The sequence below is a fragment of the Erwinia sp. 198 genome (assembly GCF_003937915.1).
Lineage (GTDB): Bacteria > Pseudomonadota > Gammaproteobacteria > Enterobacterales > Enterobacteriaceae > Erwinia > Erwinia aeris.
In genome coordinates, this window is sequence record NZ_RHUM01000004.1 from 37883 (window position 1) to 54229 (window position 16347).

General features: G+C 58.9%; 15 protein-coding genes. 8 read left to right on the forward strand and 7 right to left on the reverse strand.

What is annotated here, in order from left to right; all coding sequences use genetic code 11:
* Positions 1–35: 35 nt before the first annotated feature.
* Positions 36–947: a recombination-associated protein RdgC gene (gene rdgC, locus EGK14_RS06970; protein WP_125288371.1), complete on the reverse strand. Its 912-nt coding sequence runs from the start codon at positions 945–947 to the stop codon at positions 36–38.
* 92 nt (positions 948–1039) lie between these two features.
* On the reverse strand, positions 1040–2404 hold the full coding sequence (eat, locus tag EGK14_RS06975; protein ID WP_125288372.1) for an ethanolamine permease: 1365 nt from the start codon (positions 2402–2404) through the stop codon (positions 1040–1042).
* Positions 2405–2622: 218 nt separating this feature from the next.
* On the opposite strand from eat, the gene EGK14_RS06980 reads away from it, so the two are divergent.
* Together EGK14_RS06980 and EGK14_RS06985 are read left to right on the forward strand one after the other, a co-directional pair.
* Positions 2623–3627: a phosphotransferase enzyme family protein gene (locus EGK14_RS06980; protein WP_125288373.1), complete on the forward strand. Its 1005-nt coding sequence runs from the start codon at positions 2623–2625 to the stop codon at positions 3625–3627.
* Positions 3628–3689: 62 nt separating this feature from the next.
* A complete protein-coding gene (locus EGK14_RS06985) occupies positions 3690–4742 on the forward strand; it encodes an AraC family transcriptional regulator (protein WP_125288374.1) in 1053 nt (350 codons plus the stop codon).
* On the opposite strand, the gene EGK14_RS06990 is transcribed toward EGK14_RS06985, so the two are convergent.
* Positions 4739–5140 (reverse strand): cell envelope integrity TolA C-terminal domain-containing protein, encoded by a 402-nt coding sequence (locus EGK14_RS06990; protein ID WP_125288375.1) that lies wholly within the window; start codon positions 5138–5140, stop codon positions 4739–4741. The two genes, EGK14_RS06985 and EGK14_RS06990, sit on opposite strands and share 4 nt — an antisense overlap.
* A 238-nt stretch (positions 5141–5378) precedes the next feature.
* On the opposite strand from EGK14_RS06990, the gene EGK14_RS06995 reads away from it, so the two are divergent.
* Genes EGK14_RS06995 through EGK14_RS07005 form a run of 3 tightly spaced genes read left to right on the forward strand, consistent with a single transcriptional unit; the run spans position 5379 to position 7068 of the window.
* Complete coding sequence (locus EGK14_RS06995; RefSeq protein ID WP_125288376.1) at positions 5379–6056, forward strand: CsgG/HfaB family protein; 678 nt, start codon at positions 5379–5381, stop codon at positions 6054–6056.
* Between the two features lie 11 nt (positions 6057–6067).
* Positions 6068–6421: a DUF4810 domain-containing protein gene (locus EGK14_RS07000; RefSeq protein ID WP_125288377.1), complete on the forward strand. Its 354-nt coding sequence runs from the start codon at positions 6068–6070 to the stop codon at positions 6419–6421.
* Positions 6421–7068: a DUF799 domain-containing protein gene (locus EGK14_RS07005; protein WP_125288378.1), complete on the forward strand. Its 648-nt coding sequence runs from the start codon at positions 6421–6423 to the stop codon at positions 7066–7068. Before EGK14_RS07000 ends, EGK14_RS07005 begins: the two co-directional genes overlap by 1 nt.
* Positions 7069–7306: 238 nt before the next feature.
* Here EGK14_RS07005 and EGK14_RS07010 read toward each other — a convergent pair whose 3' ends face one another.
* Together EGK14_RS07010 and EGK14_RS07015 are read right to left on the reverse strand one after the other, a co-directional pair.
* The gene (locus tag EGK14_RS07010) at positions 7307–7777 is read right to left on the reverse strand and encodes a DMT family transporter (RefSeq protein ID WP_125288625.1); all 471 of its coding nucleotides are present in this window, start codon (positions 7775–7777) and stop codon (positions 7307–7309) included.
* Positions 7778–7784: 7 nt separating this feature from the next.
* Complete coding sequence (locus EGK14_RS07015; RefSeq protein ID WP_125288379.1) at positions 7785–8219, reverse strand: DMT family transporter; 435 nt, start codon at positions 8217–8219, stop codon at positions 7785–7787.
* Positions 8220–8317: 98 nt separating this feature from the next.
* Here EGK14_RS07015 and EGK14_RS07020 point away from each other — a divergent pair, with 98 nt between their 5' ends.
* Positions 8318–9250: a LysR family transcriptional regulator gene (locus EGK14_RS07020; RefSeq protein WP_125288380.1), complete on the forward strand. Its 933-nt coding sequence runs from the start codon at positions 8318–8320 to the stop codon at positions 9248–9250.
* Here the strand turns inward: EGK14_RS07020 and EGK14_RS07025 are convergent.
* Both EGK14_RS07025 and sbcD read right to left on the reverse strand, forming a co-directional pair.
* The gene (locus tag EGK14_RS07025) at positions 9247–12915 is read right to left on the reverse strand and encodes an AAA family ATPase (protein WP_125288381.1); all 3669 of its coding nucleotides are present in this window, start codon (positions 12913–12915) and stop codon (positions 9247–9249) included. The genes EGK14_RS07020 and EGK14_RS07025 overlap by 4 nt on opposite strands.
* The gene (gene sbcD, locus EGK14_RS07030; RefSeq protein WP_125288382.1) at positions 12912–14120 is read right to left on the reverse strand and encodes an exonuclease subunit SbcD; all 1209 of its coding nucleotides are present in this window, start codon (positions 14118–14120) and stop codon (positions 12912–12914) included. Before sbcD ends, EGK14_RS07025 begins: the two co-directional genes overlap by 4 nt.
* Positions 14121–14318: 198 nt before the next feature.
* Between sbcD and phoB the strand changes: the two genes are divergently transcribed.
* Positions 14319–15008 carry a phosphate response regulator transcription factor PhoB gene (gene phoB, locus EGK14_RS07035; RefSeq protein ID WP_125288383.1) on the forward strand — a complete coding sequence of 230 codons (690 nt, stop codon included), beginning with the start codon at positions 14319–14321 and terminating at the stop codon, positions 15006–15008.
* 23 nt (positions 15009–15031) lie between these two features.
* Positions 15032–16345, forward strand: a complete 1314-nt coding sequence (gene phoR / locus EGK14_RS07040) for a phosphate regulon sensor histidine kinase PhoR (RefSeq protein WP_125288384.1) — start codon at positions 15032–15034, stop codon at positions 16343–16345.
* The last annotated feature ends 2 nt before the right edge of the window (positions 16346–16347 follow it).

The window sequence follows — 16347 nt, forward strand, 5'->3', positions numbered from 1 at the left end:
GCAGAGAGGCCGGGCATCCGGCCTCCGTGCTTTGCTTAACGCTGCGCCTCGCCGCCCAGCGCTTCGATAGTATTGGCTATCAGTGCAGACAGCTCGCTGGTCATCAGGATAAAGTCGGCATCAAAGCGTGCCGCCACGTCTTCCCTGTCGATATCGTCATTCTGCTCGCGCAGCGTATCGGCGAACTTCAGGCGTTTCAACGATCCGTCGTCCGACAGCAGCAGCTGCACGCGTTCCTGCCAGTCCAGCGCCAGCTTCGTTACCAGCTTGCCCGCTTCGATATGATTGGCGATCTCATCGCACACCAGATCCTGCTTCTTACAGCGGATAACGCCGCCGTCTTCCAGCAGCGCTTTCAGCTCCGCTTCATCCATCAGCGCAAAGCCCGCTGGCGTATCGCCGGAGCGAACCCATTCGGTCAACGTCAGCTCAATCGGGCTTTCCAGCGTTAGCGGCACCACCGGCAGCGACCCCAGGCTTTTACGCAGCAGGGCCAGCGTATCTTCCGCTTTTTTGGCGCTGGCGCAGTCAACCATAATCATGTTGTTAACGGTGTCGATCCAGACAAAGGACTGGCTGAAGCGGCTGAAGGCGCGCGGCAGCAGGCTGTGCAGCACTTCATCCTTTAACGAATCCTTTTCTGTTTTCTTCAGCTTGCGCTGCTGCTCCGCTTCCAGCCTGCTGATTTTCGCTTCCAGCGCCTGTTTGATCACCGGCGACGGCAGAATTTTTTCCTCTTTGCGGGCGCAGATCAGGATTTGTCCGTTATTGACGTGGGTCAGCGCATCGCTTTTGGAGCCCATTGGCGCGACCCAGCCGGTTTTCGCCATGTCCTGACTGCCGCAGGGAGTGAAAGAGAATGCCTCAAGTTGTTTTTCCATTTCGTCTGCCGCCAGCGGGATCTCGCGATTCAGACGATATACCATCAAATTTTTAAACCACAGCATTGTACTTTCCCTCTCCGGCGCGTCATGCGCGCTCATTCAAAGTCAGCGCGCATGATAGCGAATCGGCGACGGGGTTTCATTGCCTTTTGTCGTTATTCTCCGGCCAGCATCGTATCGCGCGGCGCGCTGGCGCGCTGGGCTTTCGTCAGCAGGAAATAGCCGTAGCCAGCGGCCATTAACAGCGCAAACAGCCCGCCGATAACCGGGTTGAACCACAGCATCGCCCCCAGGCAGACCAGCGCCAGCAGCAGCGCGATGCCGGGCACGACAGGGTAGCCCGGCGCGCGAAAACTGCGTTCCAGATCCGGCGCGCTACGCCGCAGGCGGAACAGGCTTAACATACTCATCAGGTACATTACGATGGCGCCAAACACTGCCATAGCGATCATCGCCGCCGTCAGCGTCATGCCCTGAAGGTTGATCCAGCCGTCGCTTAAAATGGCGGCGATACCAATCACGCCGCCTGCGATAATAGCGCGGTGCGGCGTCTGAAAACGGGAAAGCTTCGCCAGCCCGGCGGGCAGGTAGCCCGCGCGCGAAAGCGCGAAGAACTGGCGCGAATAGCCAAGAATAATGCCGTGGAAGCTGGCGATCAGGCCAAAAAGACCGATCCAGACCAGCATATGCATCCAGTTAGAATGCTCGCCAACAATCATTTTCATGGCCTGCGGTAACGGATCGTTGATGTCCGAAAGCCTGCGCCAGTCGCCGGCGCCGCCCGCCAGCAGCATCACGCCAATCGCCAGCAGCACCAGGGTCAGGATCCCGGCGATATACGCCTTAGGGATGGTGCGTTTGGGATCGCAGGCCTCTTCGGCCGCCATCGCCGCGCCTTCAATGGCCAGGAAAAACCAGATGGCGAAAGGGATAGCGGCAAAAATGCCGGAGACGGCGGGCAGGCCGAAGCTCTCGCTACCCGCCCAGCCGTGCGCGGTAAAATTGCTCAGGCTGAAGCCCGGCGCGACCACGCCCATAAACACCAGCAGCTCGATCACCGCCAGCACCGTCACCACCAGTTCAAACATCGCCGCCAGCCTGACGCCCAGGATATTCAGCGTCATAAAAATCAGGTAAGCGCCGACCGCGGCATACTTAGGATCCAGCCCCGGATACTGCACGTTAAGGTAGGCGCCGATGGCCATAGCGATGGCCGGGGGAGCGAAGACAAACTCAATCAGCGTTGCCATACCGGCGATCAGCCCGCCGATTTCGCCAAAGGCGCGGCGGCTGTAGGCGAAAGGGCCACCCGCGTGCGGAAGCGCCGTCGTCAGTTCGGTAAAGCTGAAGATAAAGCAGGTGTACATAAGGGCGATCAGGGAGGTCGTCACCAGAAAGCCCATCGTGCCCGCCACGCCCCAGCCGTAGCTCCAGCCGAAATATTCGCCGGAAATGACCAGGCCCACCGCAATGCCCCACAAATGTATCGTGCCCAGACCAGGCTTTAGCTTGCTTGTCATATCGCTGTTCCCGCCAGTAAGTGTTGATTGATAATGCAGCCGTCGTCCCGGGGAAACTTGACGCGGGCGTAAGGATTTTTGCGCTCTGCTGTCAACTCACAAGCAAAAAAAGTGCCCGCTGTACGCTAAAGTCAAAAGAGGGTTACCTGCGGTCAAGCGATTGAGGAAGCGTCACGCCATGCTGGTTCAGGCCGTATAAACTTCTTTCGGGAGCTACACTGATGACCAGCCAATATGACGACCTTACCAATGCCGCGCTGCTGGCGCTTGCTCACCGCGCGCTGAGCCGCTATCCGGCCGCTTTACAGGGCAAGCTCAGCCTGCTTTGCCGCTCAGAGAACGCCACCTTTCTGCTGGAGGCCGCCGGAAAACGCTATGCGCTGCGCCTGCATCGCGGCAATTATCATCAGCGCGCCGATATCCTCAGCGAGCTGCACTGGCTGGACGCGCTGCGCGAAACGGGCATCGTGGTGCCGCAGGCGCTTGCCGATCGGCAAGGGCAGAACGTCCAGGATTTGCGGCTGGCGGACGGCAGCCTGCGCCACGCAGTGCTGTTTGACTGGATCGAAGGCGAAATGCCGGGCACCGATGTCGATCCTCGAGCGTTTCAGGATCTTGGCCAAATCACCGCGCGGCTGCATCAACACAGCAAAAGCTGGCAGAAACCGGCGGGTTTCCAGCGCATCATCTGGGATCATCACACCATGGTCAGCCCGCAAAGCCACTGGGGCGACTGGCGGGACGCGCCGGGCTTACCGCGCGCCGATTGCGGCGTGGTTGAGCAGGCGATAGTCCGCATTGGTGAGGAGCTGGCCGGATTTGGCAAAGATCCTAGCCGTTACGGTCTGATCCACGCCGATCTGCGTCTGACCAATTTGCTACAGCACAAAGGCGAAACGCGAGTGATTGACTTCGACGATTGCGGTATGGGCTGGTATCTGCACGATCTTGCGGCAGCCATCAGCTTTGTAGAGCACCATCCTCGTGCAGCGGAATGGATAGAGAACTGGATCAAAGGCTATGAGCAGGTGGCGCATATCAGCGACGCGGAGCTGGCGCTGGTGCCGACGCTGCTTATCCAGCGCCGTATTCAGCTGCTGGCCTGGGTCGGCTCGCACGCGCAAACCGCGATGGCGCTGAGCCTGGGGCCGCAGTGGGCTAATCATTCGGTACGCCTCTGCCATCGCTACCTTGAAACCAGCGAGCTGCCGGTGGGCGCCTAGCCGCCAGCTGGTATAGAAATTGCTGAGTAAGCAGAATGTTTTTTGCAGCGAGGCGATAAACGATGGAAAGTGGAGCGATCAAACGGCCTGAGATGGCGGCGGTGCTGAATGCTGGCTGTAACCATGGCGTGCTGGCCGCCGCTGCCAGCGGCCTCGGTGAATTTATCACGGAAAAAGGCGGCGACGTCGACCGCATTTTCGGCGTCAGCGGCATCGATCCGGAGCAGCTCGCCAGCCCGACGCTGAGCCTGGGGCTGGTTAATTACTGCCGGGTGATGGAGGAGGCGGCGCGCTGCTCGGGGTTTGATAACTTCGGTTTGCACTACGGCAGACAGTTTAAACCGCAGTCATTGGGCCTGATTGGCTATGTCGGGCTTTGCTCCGCCACGCTGGAACAGGCGCTGCACAATGTCGTCAACGCTTTTCCCTGGCATCAGCATGATACCCTGACGCGGCTGACCGACAAAGGCGACTGCTGGCGTCTGGACTACCAGGTGCGCCACGGCGCGATTTTATGCCGCAGGCAGGACGCTGAGCTGACAATGGGCATGTTTATGAATCTGATCCGCCACGTTGCCGGCAGGCACTGGGCGCCAAGAGAAGTGCACTTTGAACATCCTCGCCCCGAGCAGTGGCATGAACACTGCAAAGTCTTTGACGCGCCGGTTTGGTTTGAACAGCCCTGCAATGCCATGATCATTCCTAAAAAAGATCTGGCGCGCGCAATGCCGGAAAGCGATCCGATGCTGCTGCTGGTGATGCAGGACGCGATTCGACGTCTGAACAGCGCGACGCCGCGCCAGACAGTGGTCGATCGGGCGCGTTCGCAGGTGCGTCTGATGCTGATGCAGGGCGAACCGGCGCTGCCCGAGGTGGCGGAAAAAATGGGGATGTCGAGCTGGTCGCTGCAGCGCCGCCTGCGCGAAGAGAACCTGAGCTTCACCGCGCTGGTGGACAAGGTGCGCTGCGAGCTGGCGACCTGGTATTTGCAGCAGCGGCAGCTGCCGGTATCCGAAATGGCGCTGCTGCTGGGTTATTCAGAGGCCAGCGCCTTTTCGCGCGCTTTTCGGCGCTGGTTTGGCGTCAGCCCGCGCCAGTGGCGGCAGGCCAGCTAGTCAGGCTTCAGCTCGATAACCATTGAGGCCGGCAGCGAAGGTGGCGGCGGCGGCAGGTTTTCCGCGCTGCCGATCACGCCCCATGCCTTCAGGCAGAGCTGTTCATCGCCCTGGGTACTCTGTACGCCGTAGCGGCCGTTCTGGCGCCAGGTGACGGTGACGGTACAGGCGCGTCCATGATAGCGATGCGCATTGTAAAAATTGCGCTGGATGCCGTACTGCATCTCGGCAAAATAGCGACAGTTATTCTCCGTGCGGCCGCTACAGGCTTTGTCCGCCCACGCCTGCATCTCCTGCGGCGTGGCCGGTACAGGACGCGGCTCTTCTGGCGGAGAGTGGCAGGCCGTCAGCAGCAGCGCCAGCAGCGTCAGTCCGCTTTTAATCATTCCCGATGGCATTTTTTTCCCATGATTACTAAAGGTTTTCTGATGTAAGCCGATAGTTTAGCCTGTTAGCCTCAGGCTGACAGGTTATTCCGGCGATCCTGGGCCATTTACAGATTATTTCCCTGTCGGGGCCATGCAGTAAAATACCGCTTATTCGTCAATCGCTATTATTTCCTGTGTTTTTCTGCATCATTATTGTATTCTGCCCGCGGACGCTGGATGTGTTTTTTTATTCATGGAAAAGAAAAGAATGAAATATCGTTATAACCTTGTTGCTTTTTCTTTATTAAGCTGCACGCTGCTTAGCGGCTGCGCCACCGAATCCTCCCGAGCTATTGAAGCACCGCAGGTAGCTGCCGCCAGCCAGCCGGTATATCAGGGCGCAAAAAGCCCGATAGCCATTGGCAAATTCGATAACCGCTCTTCTTATATGAACGGTATTTTCTCTGACGGCGTGGATCGCCTGGGCAATCAGTCCAAAACCATTCTTATTACTCATCTGCAACAGACCGGGCGTTTTAACGTGCTGGATCGCGCCAACCTTGATGAGCTGAAAAATGAAGCGGGCTATAAGCACAGTACCCAGTCTATTAAAGGCGCGGATTACGTTATTACCGGCGATATTACCGAATTCGGTCGCAAAGAAGTTGGCGATCAGCAGCTGTGGGGTATTCTGGGCCGTGGTAAAACCCAGGTAGCCTACGCGAAGGTCAACCTCAACGTTGTCGACGTGGCGACCTCAGAAGTGGTCTACTCCGTGCAGGGCGCGGGCGAATACGCACTCTCCAACCGCGAAGTTATCGGTTTTGGCGGCACCGCCAGCTACGACTCCACGCTTAATGGCAAGGTCATGGATCTGGCGGTGCGCGAAGCGGTAAATCATCTGGTCAGCGGTCTGGAATCAGGCGCGTGGCGTCCGGTTAAATAACGGAGAAAAAAATGCAAGTGATAAAATATACCGCAGCGGTCGCCACGGCACTGCTGTTAACCGCCTGCGCGCAGAAAAAAGAAAATATCTATTACTGGGGCGATTACCAGAATTCGCTTTACAGCTTCTATCAAAACGGCAGCGCGCCGGAAAAAGAAATCGACACCCTGAATAAAGTGATTGAGCAGGCGAAAGCTAAAAATAAACCGGTGGCGCCGGGCTTACATGCGCAGCTGGGATTACTTTATGCTAATGCCGGCCAGCCCGATTTAGCTTTTCAGCAATTTACCGCCGAGAAAACGGCTTTTCCTGAATCCGCTTCTTATATGGATTTCCTGATGCGTAATAAGCAGGGAGCAAAATAATGAAAAAGCTTTTCGCCTTTACCGCTCTGCTGGCCGTTATAACGCTGACCGGCTGTGCAAAGAAAACGCCGCATGACTACAGCGCGTTTCGCGCCAGCAAGCCCGCTTCCATTCTGGTATTGCCTGCGGAAAACCATACGACGGATATCGCGGCGGCGCACAGCCTTACTTCGCTGGTCACCCAGCCGCTGGCGGAGTCCGGCTATTACGTTTTCCCGGTGGCGGTGGTTGAGGAAACCTTTAAGCAGAACGGTCTGAATAACGCCACGGATATTCGCAGCGTCTCCACCACTAAGCTGCACGATATTTTTAACGCCGACGCGGCACTGTATATCGATATCAACACCTACGGCACTAAATACCTGATCGTGGACAGCGAAACGCGCGTGACCGCTTCGGCAAAACTGGTGGATTTACGCAGCGGCAAGCAGATCTGGAGCGGGTCGGCGACGGCCTCCGATAATGAGAGTAGCAACAACAATCAGTCCGCGCTGGGGATGCTGATCGCCGCCGCCGTGCACCAGATCGCCAGCAACGTCTCGGATAAAGCCCACGATGTTGCGGCCATTACCAGCGCCCGCCTGCTGACGGCTGGCGACGACGGCGCGCTTCTGCCAGGTCCGCGCGCTAAGCCCGCGAAAATTTGATGATTTTTCGTCTGGCTAAGCAAAACGGGGAAGCCTGATGGTTTACCGTCTGGCTAAGCAAAACGATGAAATTTGATGATTTGCCGTCTGGCTAAGTAAAACGGCGAAATTTGCTGGTTTGCCGTCTGGCTATGTAAAACGGTAAAACCTGATGGTTCACCGTTTGGCCAGGGCAAAACGGCCCGGCCCGCATGAATACGTGCCGGGCCGTTGCTTTTTCAGGGCACAGCGGCGTGAGTCAGTCGCGCCCGACGGCCGCCGCGTTTTTACTGCGGTTGCTGGCGTAGATAAAGAACAGGGCAATGCCGAGACAAACAATGGCACCCAGACGGCTGGCCGAAAACGACACGGCCGCGTTGCCCAGCCAGCCAAAATTATCAATCAGCATACTCATCGCCAGCTGGCCGAAGATCACCGCTACCGTGGCGACCGCCGTGCCGATACGCTGTACCGCCAGCACCATAATCACAATGTAGGGAACGCCGCATAGCGCGCCCAGCAGCTGCCACTTCGGCACGTCAAGCAGGCTGACCGCCTGCCTCGGTTCAAAGAAAAAGATCAGCAGAGCCGTAATCAGCGCGCCGACGGAAAATGTCAAAAAGGCGCAGCGGAACACGCCCACTTTACTGCCCAGCTGGCCGTTGATGGCGGCCTGAATGCTCAGCATCGCGCCGCCAGCCACGGCCAGAATAATCATCAAAATCGTTATCATTGTTTTACCCCCTTGCCACCAGCACCAGCGCGGCGACGATAAATAGCAGTGCGATCAGGCGTTTGCCGTCCGTTTTCCTTTGCGGCGTGCCCAGCAGGCCGAAGTGATCGATAATCAGGCTCTTAAATACCTGCCCGGCAAGAATGCCGATCATGGTCATTGCGACGCCAATGGTCGGCGTGGCAACGGTGAGGATCACCACGTAAATCGGCCCCAGCACGCCGCCCAGCAACTGCCAGCCGGGCTGGGCAAAAAATGACGGGCTGTTACGCGGGCTGAAAAAAAGCATCAGCAAAAAGGTCAGCGCGGCGCCAACGCCGAAAATGCTGAAGGTTGCCCACAGGTCACCGACTTCTCCCCCCAGCGGCCCTAACAGACCGGCCTCTACGGACAGGCCCATGCCGCCAGCAATAACCAGGACAATCAATAAAAGTTGCATAGAAAAATTCCCCCGTTAATCAGGCGCGGAAGGTTAACGCGGTCGGGGGATGAGAGAAATGCTATAGTGCGGTAAACACTTTTGCAGGATATGCATTAATGCCGGGTCTGGAATCGGTCAATCTGCGCGCGATAAAACTTTTTATTGCGGTTTATGATGCGCAAAACTTCTCGGCGGTAGCCAGACGTGAGGGCATCTCCGCCTCTCAGGTGTCGCGCGTGATCCATCAGCTGGAGGATTCGCTGGGTCAGCAGCTTTTTTATCGTAATACCCGCGCGATAGCGCCCACGGAAAGCGGGCGGCTGTTTATCGACTATGCGCGCGGCATAACCGGCAATATGGAGGAGGCGCGCAGAACGCTGCATGAAAGAACGCTGGCGCCTTCCGGTCTGGTACGGATTAACGCGCCGATCTACTTCGGCCAGCGGCACGTCGCCCCCGGCCTTGCGGCATTAGCCGAACGCTATCCGCAGCTGACCATCGAGATGATGCAAACCGATGACTATATCGATCCGCATAAAGAACCGGCTGACGTGATCTTTCGTATCGGCGCGCTGACCGATTCTTCTTTTCACGCCCGCGTATTCGGTACGCAATACTATTATCTGGCCGCTTCGCCTGAGTATGTGCGTAAGCATGGCGCGCTTGCCCATCCCGACGAACTGCATCGCCACCGCTGTCTGGTTTACCGCGGCTCGTCCGGCCCGAACCGCTGGTTTTTCCGCCAGCCTGGCAGGGAGTGGATGCACTATCCCGTGTCGCCGCTGCTGGCGTCAAATCATGCGGAAACGCTGCTGGTCGCCGCGCTGGGGGGCATGGGGCTGCTGCTCTACCCGGACTGGCTGATCGGCGAGAGACTGCAAGCGGGCGAGCTGGTCAGGCTGCTGCCGGATTTTGCTGCCGCTATCACTACCGAGCCGCAGCATATCGCTGCGATTTACCCCCATACGCGGCATCCTCCTCTTAACGTCAGGGCGGTCATCGACCATTTTGTTGAGGCTTTCGGCTCGCCGCTTTACTGGCAGATTTAGCCCGGCACTTCCAGTCGGCTGTAGCCCAGGCCGTTGATTTTGCGCACCTTGATCTGTACCGGGATGCGCTCTTTCATCGCTTCCACATGGCTGATTACGCCAATGGTTTTACCACTGGCGTTCAGCGCATCCAGCGCATCCAGCGCGCCGTCCAGGGTGGCGGCATCCAGCGTGCCGAAGCCTTCGTCCAGAAACAGCGATTCGATCTGCGTTTTATGGCTGACCAGATCCGAGAGCGCCAGCGCCAGCGCCAGGCTCACCAGAAAACTTTCGCCGCCGGAAAGGGTGCGCGTATCGCGCAGCGCGTCTGCCTGCCAGGTATCCACGACCTGCAGCTCAAGCGCCTCCTGCGACTTGCGCTGGAGCAAATAGCGACCGTGCAGGCGGTTTAGCTGGTTGTTCGCCAGCCAGACAAGATGATCCAGCGTCAGGCCCTGGGCGAATTTGCGGAACTTATCGCCTTCCTTTGAGCCGATAAGCTGATTGAGATAGCTCCAGTCTTCCACCTGGCGTGTTTCCTGCTCAATGGTCGCCAGCAGATTTTTTTGCTGTTCGCGGCGGGCCGCGTCGCTGCTGAGCTGCTGCCGCGTCTCGCCCTGCTGACGGGCGTTTTCTTTCAGCTGTTGCGAGAGGCTCTCCACGGCGGCGTGTAGCGCTGAAGGATCTTCCGGCAGATCGTGCGGTTTTTCCGGCAGCGCCGTCAGATTTTTTTCTGCCTGAGCCAGCAGGATCGCCGCCTGCTGGCGTCGCTGCTCGTGCATTTTCTGTAGCGTTTGCAGCTGCCGCAGCCGCTCTTCATCCAGCAACGCCGCCGTAAAGGCCGCCTCGCTGCTGAAGTCGCTGGCTTCCAGCGCCGCGCTAAAGGCCTGCTGCGCCTGTTCCAGCCGCTGCGTCAGCACGGTCAGCTGTTCGTTCAGCGAATTATGCTGTCCGGTCAGGGTATTCAACTGGTTCTGCCGCTGCTGCCACTGCTGCTGTAGCTGCTGGCCGTGCTCAAGGTGCTGCTGCGACAGCGCACGCAGCTGCTGCTGCACTTCGGCCGCCACCTTATTGCCAAACAGCTGTCGCCGCTGGTCGCGCAGGAGGGCCAGCGCCTGTTGACCGGCCTGGCTGCGCTGCTCGCGCTGGATCAGCTGCGCCTGTTCGTGCGCGATCTCTTCCTGCAACGCCTGCTGCTGTGCGGCCAGCGCGGTCAGCTGCGAAGCCGAAGCCGTAAGCGACTGCGCAACAGTGTTCCACTCGTCCCACTCTTTCTGTCGTTCATGCAGCCAGTTTTCGGTTTCCTCCGCCGGCGGCAGCGTCAGATCCAGTCCGGCCAGCGCAGCGCGCAGGCTTTCAAGCTGCTGCTGCGCCTGCTGCTGCTGCTGGGCGAGCGACTGCTCAAGCTCTTCCTGCGTTCTGACAGAAGTAAGCAGTTGCTGACCTGCCAGTTCCTGCTGTTGCTGCATCTCGCTAAGCGCTTTCTGCATTTCCGCCAGCCGATCTTTCTGCTGCTGAAGCTGGCGGGCGCGCTGCTGCAGACCCAGCAGCCGCGTCTGCGTTTCGCTTTCCAGCCGTTCCTGAGCGGTCAGCCAGTCGCTGGTCTGTTGCACGTCGTCCGGCGAAGCGATCAGGCCCAGCGCCTGCGCCGTGGTCTGCCACTGTTCGCGCAGGCGCGCCGCTTCGCTGTCGCTTTCCGTCAGCTCGCGCTGCAGCTTGTCCAGCTGCGCCTGCAGGCTTTTCACCTGTTCGCCTCTGGCCGTGCCGCGATCCTTCAGCCGATCGACTTCCAGCCTTAAGGCGGCAAGACGCTGCTGGTTTTCAGAAAGCTCAAGCGCCTGATAGTCGGCTACGGCGGGATGCTGGCAGGAGCCGCACAGCGGGCAGGGCTGTTCCGGCTCCAGACGGGCGCGATACTGCTCAAGATCGGCAATGCGCTGTTCCAGCTCGCAGCGTTTTTCCAGGTCCTGCAAATGCTGCCGCTTCTCTTTCCAGCCGTTACGCAAGCTTTGCAGATCGCTCTGCGCCTGCTGGAGTTGCTGCTGCAACGCGGCGCGATCGCTCTGCTGGCGCTGGCTTCGCTGCATCAGCGGCGGCCACTGCGAGGCGATCAGCGCCAGGCGTTGCCGCAGCGGTCGCTGCTGCTGTAGCCTGGTCAGCGAGGCCTGGAGCTGCTCTTCGGAACACTGCTGCCGCTGGCTGGTCAACGCCGCTTCGGCTTCTGCGACCTGTTTTTGCTGCGCTTCAAGCTGAGCCTGTTGCGGCTTCGCCTGCTGTTCCGTCTGGACGATCTGCTGCCGTAGCCGGCTGACCGCCTGCTGCTGTTCGTGGATACGCTGGCGCAGCGCGGCCAGCGCCTGTTCGCTTTGCTGCCGCTGTTCGAAGCGCGCGTGCCATAGCGGCAGCGATTCCCCCCAGCGGGCAAAATGGGCGTGCTGCTGCTGCCAATGCTGCTGCTCCTGCTGGCGCGCCGCGCTTTCCTTGTGCTGGCTTTGGGCCTGATGCAGAGCGGCCTGGCGCGCGTTAAGATGAAGTTGGTGATCGCTCACTTCTTTTTCCAGCGCCTGGTTCTGCTGGGCCAGCGTGTCGATACGGTTATCCAGCGGCAGCAGCTGTTCGGCGATCAGCGTCTCCTGCTGCTGCCTGTCGTTTTCGTGCTGCTGCCGGGCCGCCTCCGCCTTTTTCAGCTCGTCGGCCAGCTCGTCCAGTTGTTTTTGAGTCTGCTGGCGCTGCGCATTGATATGCTGCTGCTGCTCGGCGAGCGCGAGCCGATCCTGCTGGTGCTGATTGCGCAGCAGCCACTGAGGGCGCAGCTTTTCCGCCGGTTCGGCCTGTTGCAGCGGGTTCAGCTGCGGCATCGCTTCCTGCCAGGCCGCTTCTACCTCCTGCTGCCCGGCAACGGCCGCTTCTTTTGCCTGTAGCGCCGTCTGGTACTGCTGGTGCCAGTGCAGCAGCTGCTGCCGATGCTGAAGCTGAGAAGTGAGCGCCTGCTCCTCTGCCAGCAGCCGGGCTGACTGTAACCTAAGCTGTTGAACCTGTTCATTATCCAGCAGCGCCATCCCGGCGGCCTGCGCCCGCAGATTCTCCAGCGCGCCACGGGCGTTTTTATGTCGTTCAAAAACGCTGGCGGAAAGGCGGCCGTAGATTTCCGTGCCGGTCAGCTCCTCCAGCAGCTCGGCGCGGCTGTTGGCATCGGCGTTAAGAAAGGCGGCGAACTGTCCCTGCGAGAGCATCATCGACTTGGTGAAACGCTCAAAATCCAGCCCGGTCAGCTCGGTCAGCATCTCCAGCTTGTCTTTTACCTTGTCGGCGACGATTTTATTATTTTCGCAGCGGGCCAGCTCGACGCGCGGCGCCTGAAGATTACCGTCTACGGCGCCGCGCGCGCGGTTCTGGCTCCAGAATGCCCGCCAGGCCACACCTTTTACTTCAAACTCCACCTCGGCCAGGCATTCTGAGGTATCCCGCGTCATCAGGTCGTTCTGCGACTGTGACAGTTTCCCCAGCCGCGACGTTTCGTGATAAAGCGCCAGGCAAATGGCATCCAGCAGCGTGGTTTTGCCCGCGCCGGTTGGGCCGGTAATGGCGAACAGCCCGTTACTGGCGAACGGTTCGGCGGTAAAGTCGATTTTCCATTCGCCTTTCAATGAGTTGAGGTTTTTAAACCTTAGCGTCAGGATCTTCACGATGGCTCCTCCATGTCCGCCAGCGTCTGGCTGAACAGCAGCGTGGCGCGCGCGATGCGCTCCGGCTCTTCTTCTTCAGCGGCCAGGCGGCGCTGAAAGACTTCCTGCACGCTCAGCTCGCTCAGGGTTTCATTGTTCTGTCGGCTGATAATACTGTCGCGCTGCTCGCGGCTGCGGCGCAGCAGCACCACCTCGACCGGCAGGCTTTCCGTCAGTTCCTGGATACGCCGCTGGAGGTCGTTGAGCCAGGTTTGCGTAACGATTTCGATATCCAGCCAGACTTTCTGCCCGGTTTCCGGTGGCTGGATCTCGCGCAGCTGGCGCTCTATCTCTTCCAGCGAGCCTTTAATCATCTGCATGGGCTGAAAAAGCGGCACCGTCAGCGGCACGACCTGCTGTAGCTGGCCGTCGGCGAAATCGACCAGAAACACGCTTTTTTCGCGTCCCAGCTCGTCAAAGCTGAGCGGGATGGGCGAGCCGCTGTAGCGAATATAATCCGTATCGGCGATGCGCTGCGCGCGGTGAATATGGCCCAGCGCGATATAATCCGCAGGCGGAAAGGCCTGGGCGGGAAAAGCGTCCAGCGTGCCGATATAGATATCGCGTACGGCGTCGCTTTTGGTAACGCCCATCGTGGTCAGATGGCCGGTGGCAATAATGGGCAACGGCAGCTCGCCGCGCATTTGCACGGCCGCCGCGTAGCTGCGCTGATAATGGTGGGTAATCGCTTCCAGCAGCGTCTGCTGTTTTTCCCGTCCCGACTGGCCCGCTTTGCTGACGGTAATATCGCGTGGACGTAAAAATGGAATAGCGCAAAGCACCGCGCCAGGCTGGCCGTCCCGCTGGTTCAGCATCAATACCTGATCGGCCGGATCCTCGCTGGCGGCGGCAATGACGCGCGTATTCAGACAGGCCAGCAGCTCGCGCGATTCGTTCAGCATGGCGACGGAGTCGTGATTGCCCGCCAGAATAATCAGCTGGCAGCCGGTCTGATGCAGCCTGACCACAAACCGGTTGTAAAGCTCGCGCGCGTAGCTGGGCGGCGAGCCAGTATCAAACACATCGCCCGCGACGATCACGGCATCGACCTGATGTTGCTCAACCTGTCCGACCAGCCATGTCAGAAAAGCGTCATGCTCCGGCGCCCGGCTTTTGGTGTAAAAAAACTGGCCCAGATGCCAGTCGGCGGTATGAATAAGTCGCATAGCGTCCCTTCAGTGTCAGGTAAGCGAAACGCCGATTATAAACGCCTGGCCAAAAAACCTCAGCTACGCATTTCCATCCTGCTGAAAGTGTTATAAAACTGATGATTGGCAGGCGCTTTTTTCATAAAAGTGTCATAAATCTGACGCATAATGACGCCGCATATCCAGTGACATTCCGTCACAAACGCAGGAGCAATAATGGCTAAGCGCATTCTGGTGGTCGAAGATGAAGCCCCAATCCGTGAGATGTTGTGTTTTGTGCTGGAGCAAAATGACTATCAGCCGATAGAAGCGGAAGATTATGACAGCGCCATTAATCTGTTGATTGAGCCGTGGCCCGATTTGATCCTGCTGGACTGGATGCTGCCCGGCGGCACCGGTATTCAGTTTATCCGCCATCTGAAGCGCGAGGCGATGACCCGCGATATTCCGGTGATGATGCTGACCGCGCGCGGCGAAGAGGAAGATCGCGTGCGCGGGCTGGAAGTGGGCGCGGACGATTATATTATCAAGCCTTTTTCGCCCAAAGAGCTGGTGGCCCGCATCAAAGCGGTGATGCGCCGTATTTCGCCCATGGCGGTGGAAGAGGTAATTGAAATCCAGGGCCTGAGCCTGGATCCCTCCTCGCACCGCGTGATGTCGGCAACGCAGCCGCTGGAGATGGGGCCGACAGAATATAAGCTGCTGCACTTCTTTATGACGCACCCTGAGCGCGTCTACAGCCGCGAGCAGTTGCTTAATAACGTCTGGGGCACTAACGTGTACGTGGAAGATCGTACTGTAGACGTGCATATTCGCCGTCTGCGTAAAGCACTTGAACTGACCGGGCACGATCGTATGGTGCAGACAGTGCGCGGAACGGGTTACCGCTTCTCTGCGCGTTACTGATTGTCCCCACTGGAGTTTTCATCGTGCTGGAACGCCTCTCCTGGAAGAGATTGCTGCTTGAGCTGCTGCTCGCCTGCCTGCCAGCGCTGATTGTCGGTCTGCTGGTCGGCGGGCTGCCGTGGTGGCTGCTGCTGGCCGTACTGGCCGTGCTGGGCTGGCATTTTGCTAACCTGCTTCGTCTTTCCCACTGGCTGTGGATCGATCGCAGCATCACGCCGCCAACCGGACGCGGCAGCTGGGAACCGCTTTTTTACGGCCTTTACCAGATGCAGGCGCGCAACCGTCGCCGTCGCCGGGAGCTGGGCCATCTGATTAAACGCTTTCGCAGCGGCGCGGAATCCTTGCCGGATGCGCTGGTGCTGACCACGGAAGAGGGCACGATTTTCTGGTGCAACGGTCTGGCGCAGCAGCTGCTGGGGCTGCGCTGGCCGGAAGACAACGGCCAAAATATCTTAAACCTGCTGCGCTATCCCGAATTTACCCTTTATCTGCGCCAGCGCGATTTTTCGCGACCGCTGACGCTGGTGCTGAACAGCCATCGTCATCTTGAGTTCCGCGTGATGCCCTATAGCGAAGGCCAGTGGCTGCTGGTGGCGCGGGACGTGACGCAAATGCATCAGCTGGAAGGCGCGCGGCGTAATTTTTTCGCCAACGTCAGCCATGAGCTGCGCACGCCGCTTACCGTACTTCAGGGCTATCTGGAGATGATGAGCGACGCGGTGCTGGAAGGCCCGGCGCGCAATAAGGCGCTGCATACCATGCAGGAACAAACCCGCCGCATGGATGCCCTGGTTAAACAGCTGCTGACGCTGTCGCGGATCGAAGCCGCGCCCGCGCTCGATTTACAGGAAAAAGTCGATGTGCCACTGATGCTACGGCTGCTTCAGCGCGAGGCGGAAACGCTTAGCCAGGGTCGGCACGACATCCACTTTTCCGCCGATCCGCAGCTGCGGGTATTCGGTAACGATGAGCAGCTGCGCAGCGCCATTTCCAATCTTGTCTATAACGCCGTCAACCATACGCCGGACGGTACGCGTATCACCGTCAGCTGGCAAAAGACTTCGCACGGCGCGCAGTTTAAGGTCTGCGATAACGGGCCTGGCATCGCCGCCGAGCATATCCCTCGCCTGACCGAACGTTTTTATCGCGTCGATAAGGCGCGCTCGCGACAGACCGGCGGCAGCGGGCTGGGGCTGGCTATCGTCAAACACGCGCTCAGCCACCACCATGCTCGTCTGGAAATTACCAGCCAGCCAGGTAAAGAAACCTGTTTCTGCTTCTCGCTGCCTGCAAGGTTGATCGTCAACGGCGAACTGGCTCAGAATGCGGTTCACTGAGT

What these genes read in the sequence shown, in the direction of transcription:
- EGK14_RS06990 (WP_125288375.1), bottom strand. Translation starts at nt 5,140, where the DNA reads ATGCCATCGGGAATGATTAAAAGCGGACTGACGCTGCTGGCGCTGCTG.
- EGK14_RS07020 (WP_125288380.1), top strand. Translation starts at nt 8,318, where the DNA reads ATGCCGGGTCTGGAATCGGTCAATCTGCGCGCGATAAAACTTTTTATT.
- eat (WP_125288372.1), bottom strand. Translation starts at nt 2,404, where the DNA reads ATGACAAGCAAGCTAAAGCCTGGTCTGGGCACGATACATTTGTGGGGC.
- phoB (WP_125288383.1), top strand. Translation starts at nt 14,319, where the DNA reads ATGGCTAAGCGCATTCTGGTGGTCGAAGATGAAGCCCCAATCCGTGAG.
- sbcD (WP_125288382.1), bottom strand. Translation starts at nt 14,120, where the DNA reads ATGCGACTTATTCATACCGCCGACTGGCATCTGGGCCAGTTTTTTTAC.
- rdgC (WP_125288371.1), bottom strand. Translation starts at nt 947, where the DNA reads ATGCTGTGGTTTAAAAATTTGATGGTATATCGTCTGAATCGCGAGATC.
- EGK14_RS06985 (WP_125288374.1), top strand. Translation starts at nt 3,690, where the DNA reads ATGGAAAGTGGAGCGATCAAACGGCCTGAGATGGCGGCGGTGCTGAAT.
- EGK14_RS07005 (WP_125288378.1), top strand. Translation starts at nt 6,421, where the DNA reads ATGAAAAAGCTTTTCGCCTTTACCGCTCTGCTGGCCGTTATAACGCTG.
- EGK14_RS07015 (WP_125288379.1), bottom strand. Translation starts at nt 8,219, where the DNA reads ATGCAACTTTTATTGATTGTCCTGGTTATTGCTGGCGGCATGGGCCTG.
- EGK14_RS06995 (WP_125288376.1), top strand. Translation starts at nt 5,379, where the DNA reads ATGAAATATCGTTATAACCTTGTTGCTTTTTCTTTATTAAGCTGCACG.
- EGK14_RS07000 (WP_125288377.1), top strand. Translation starts at nt 6,068, where the DNA reads ATGCAAGTGATAAAATATACCGCAGCGGTCGCCACGGCACTGCTGTTA.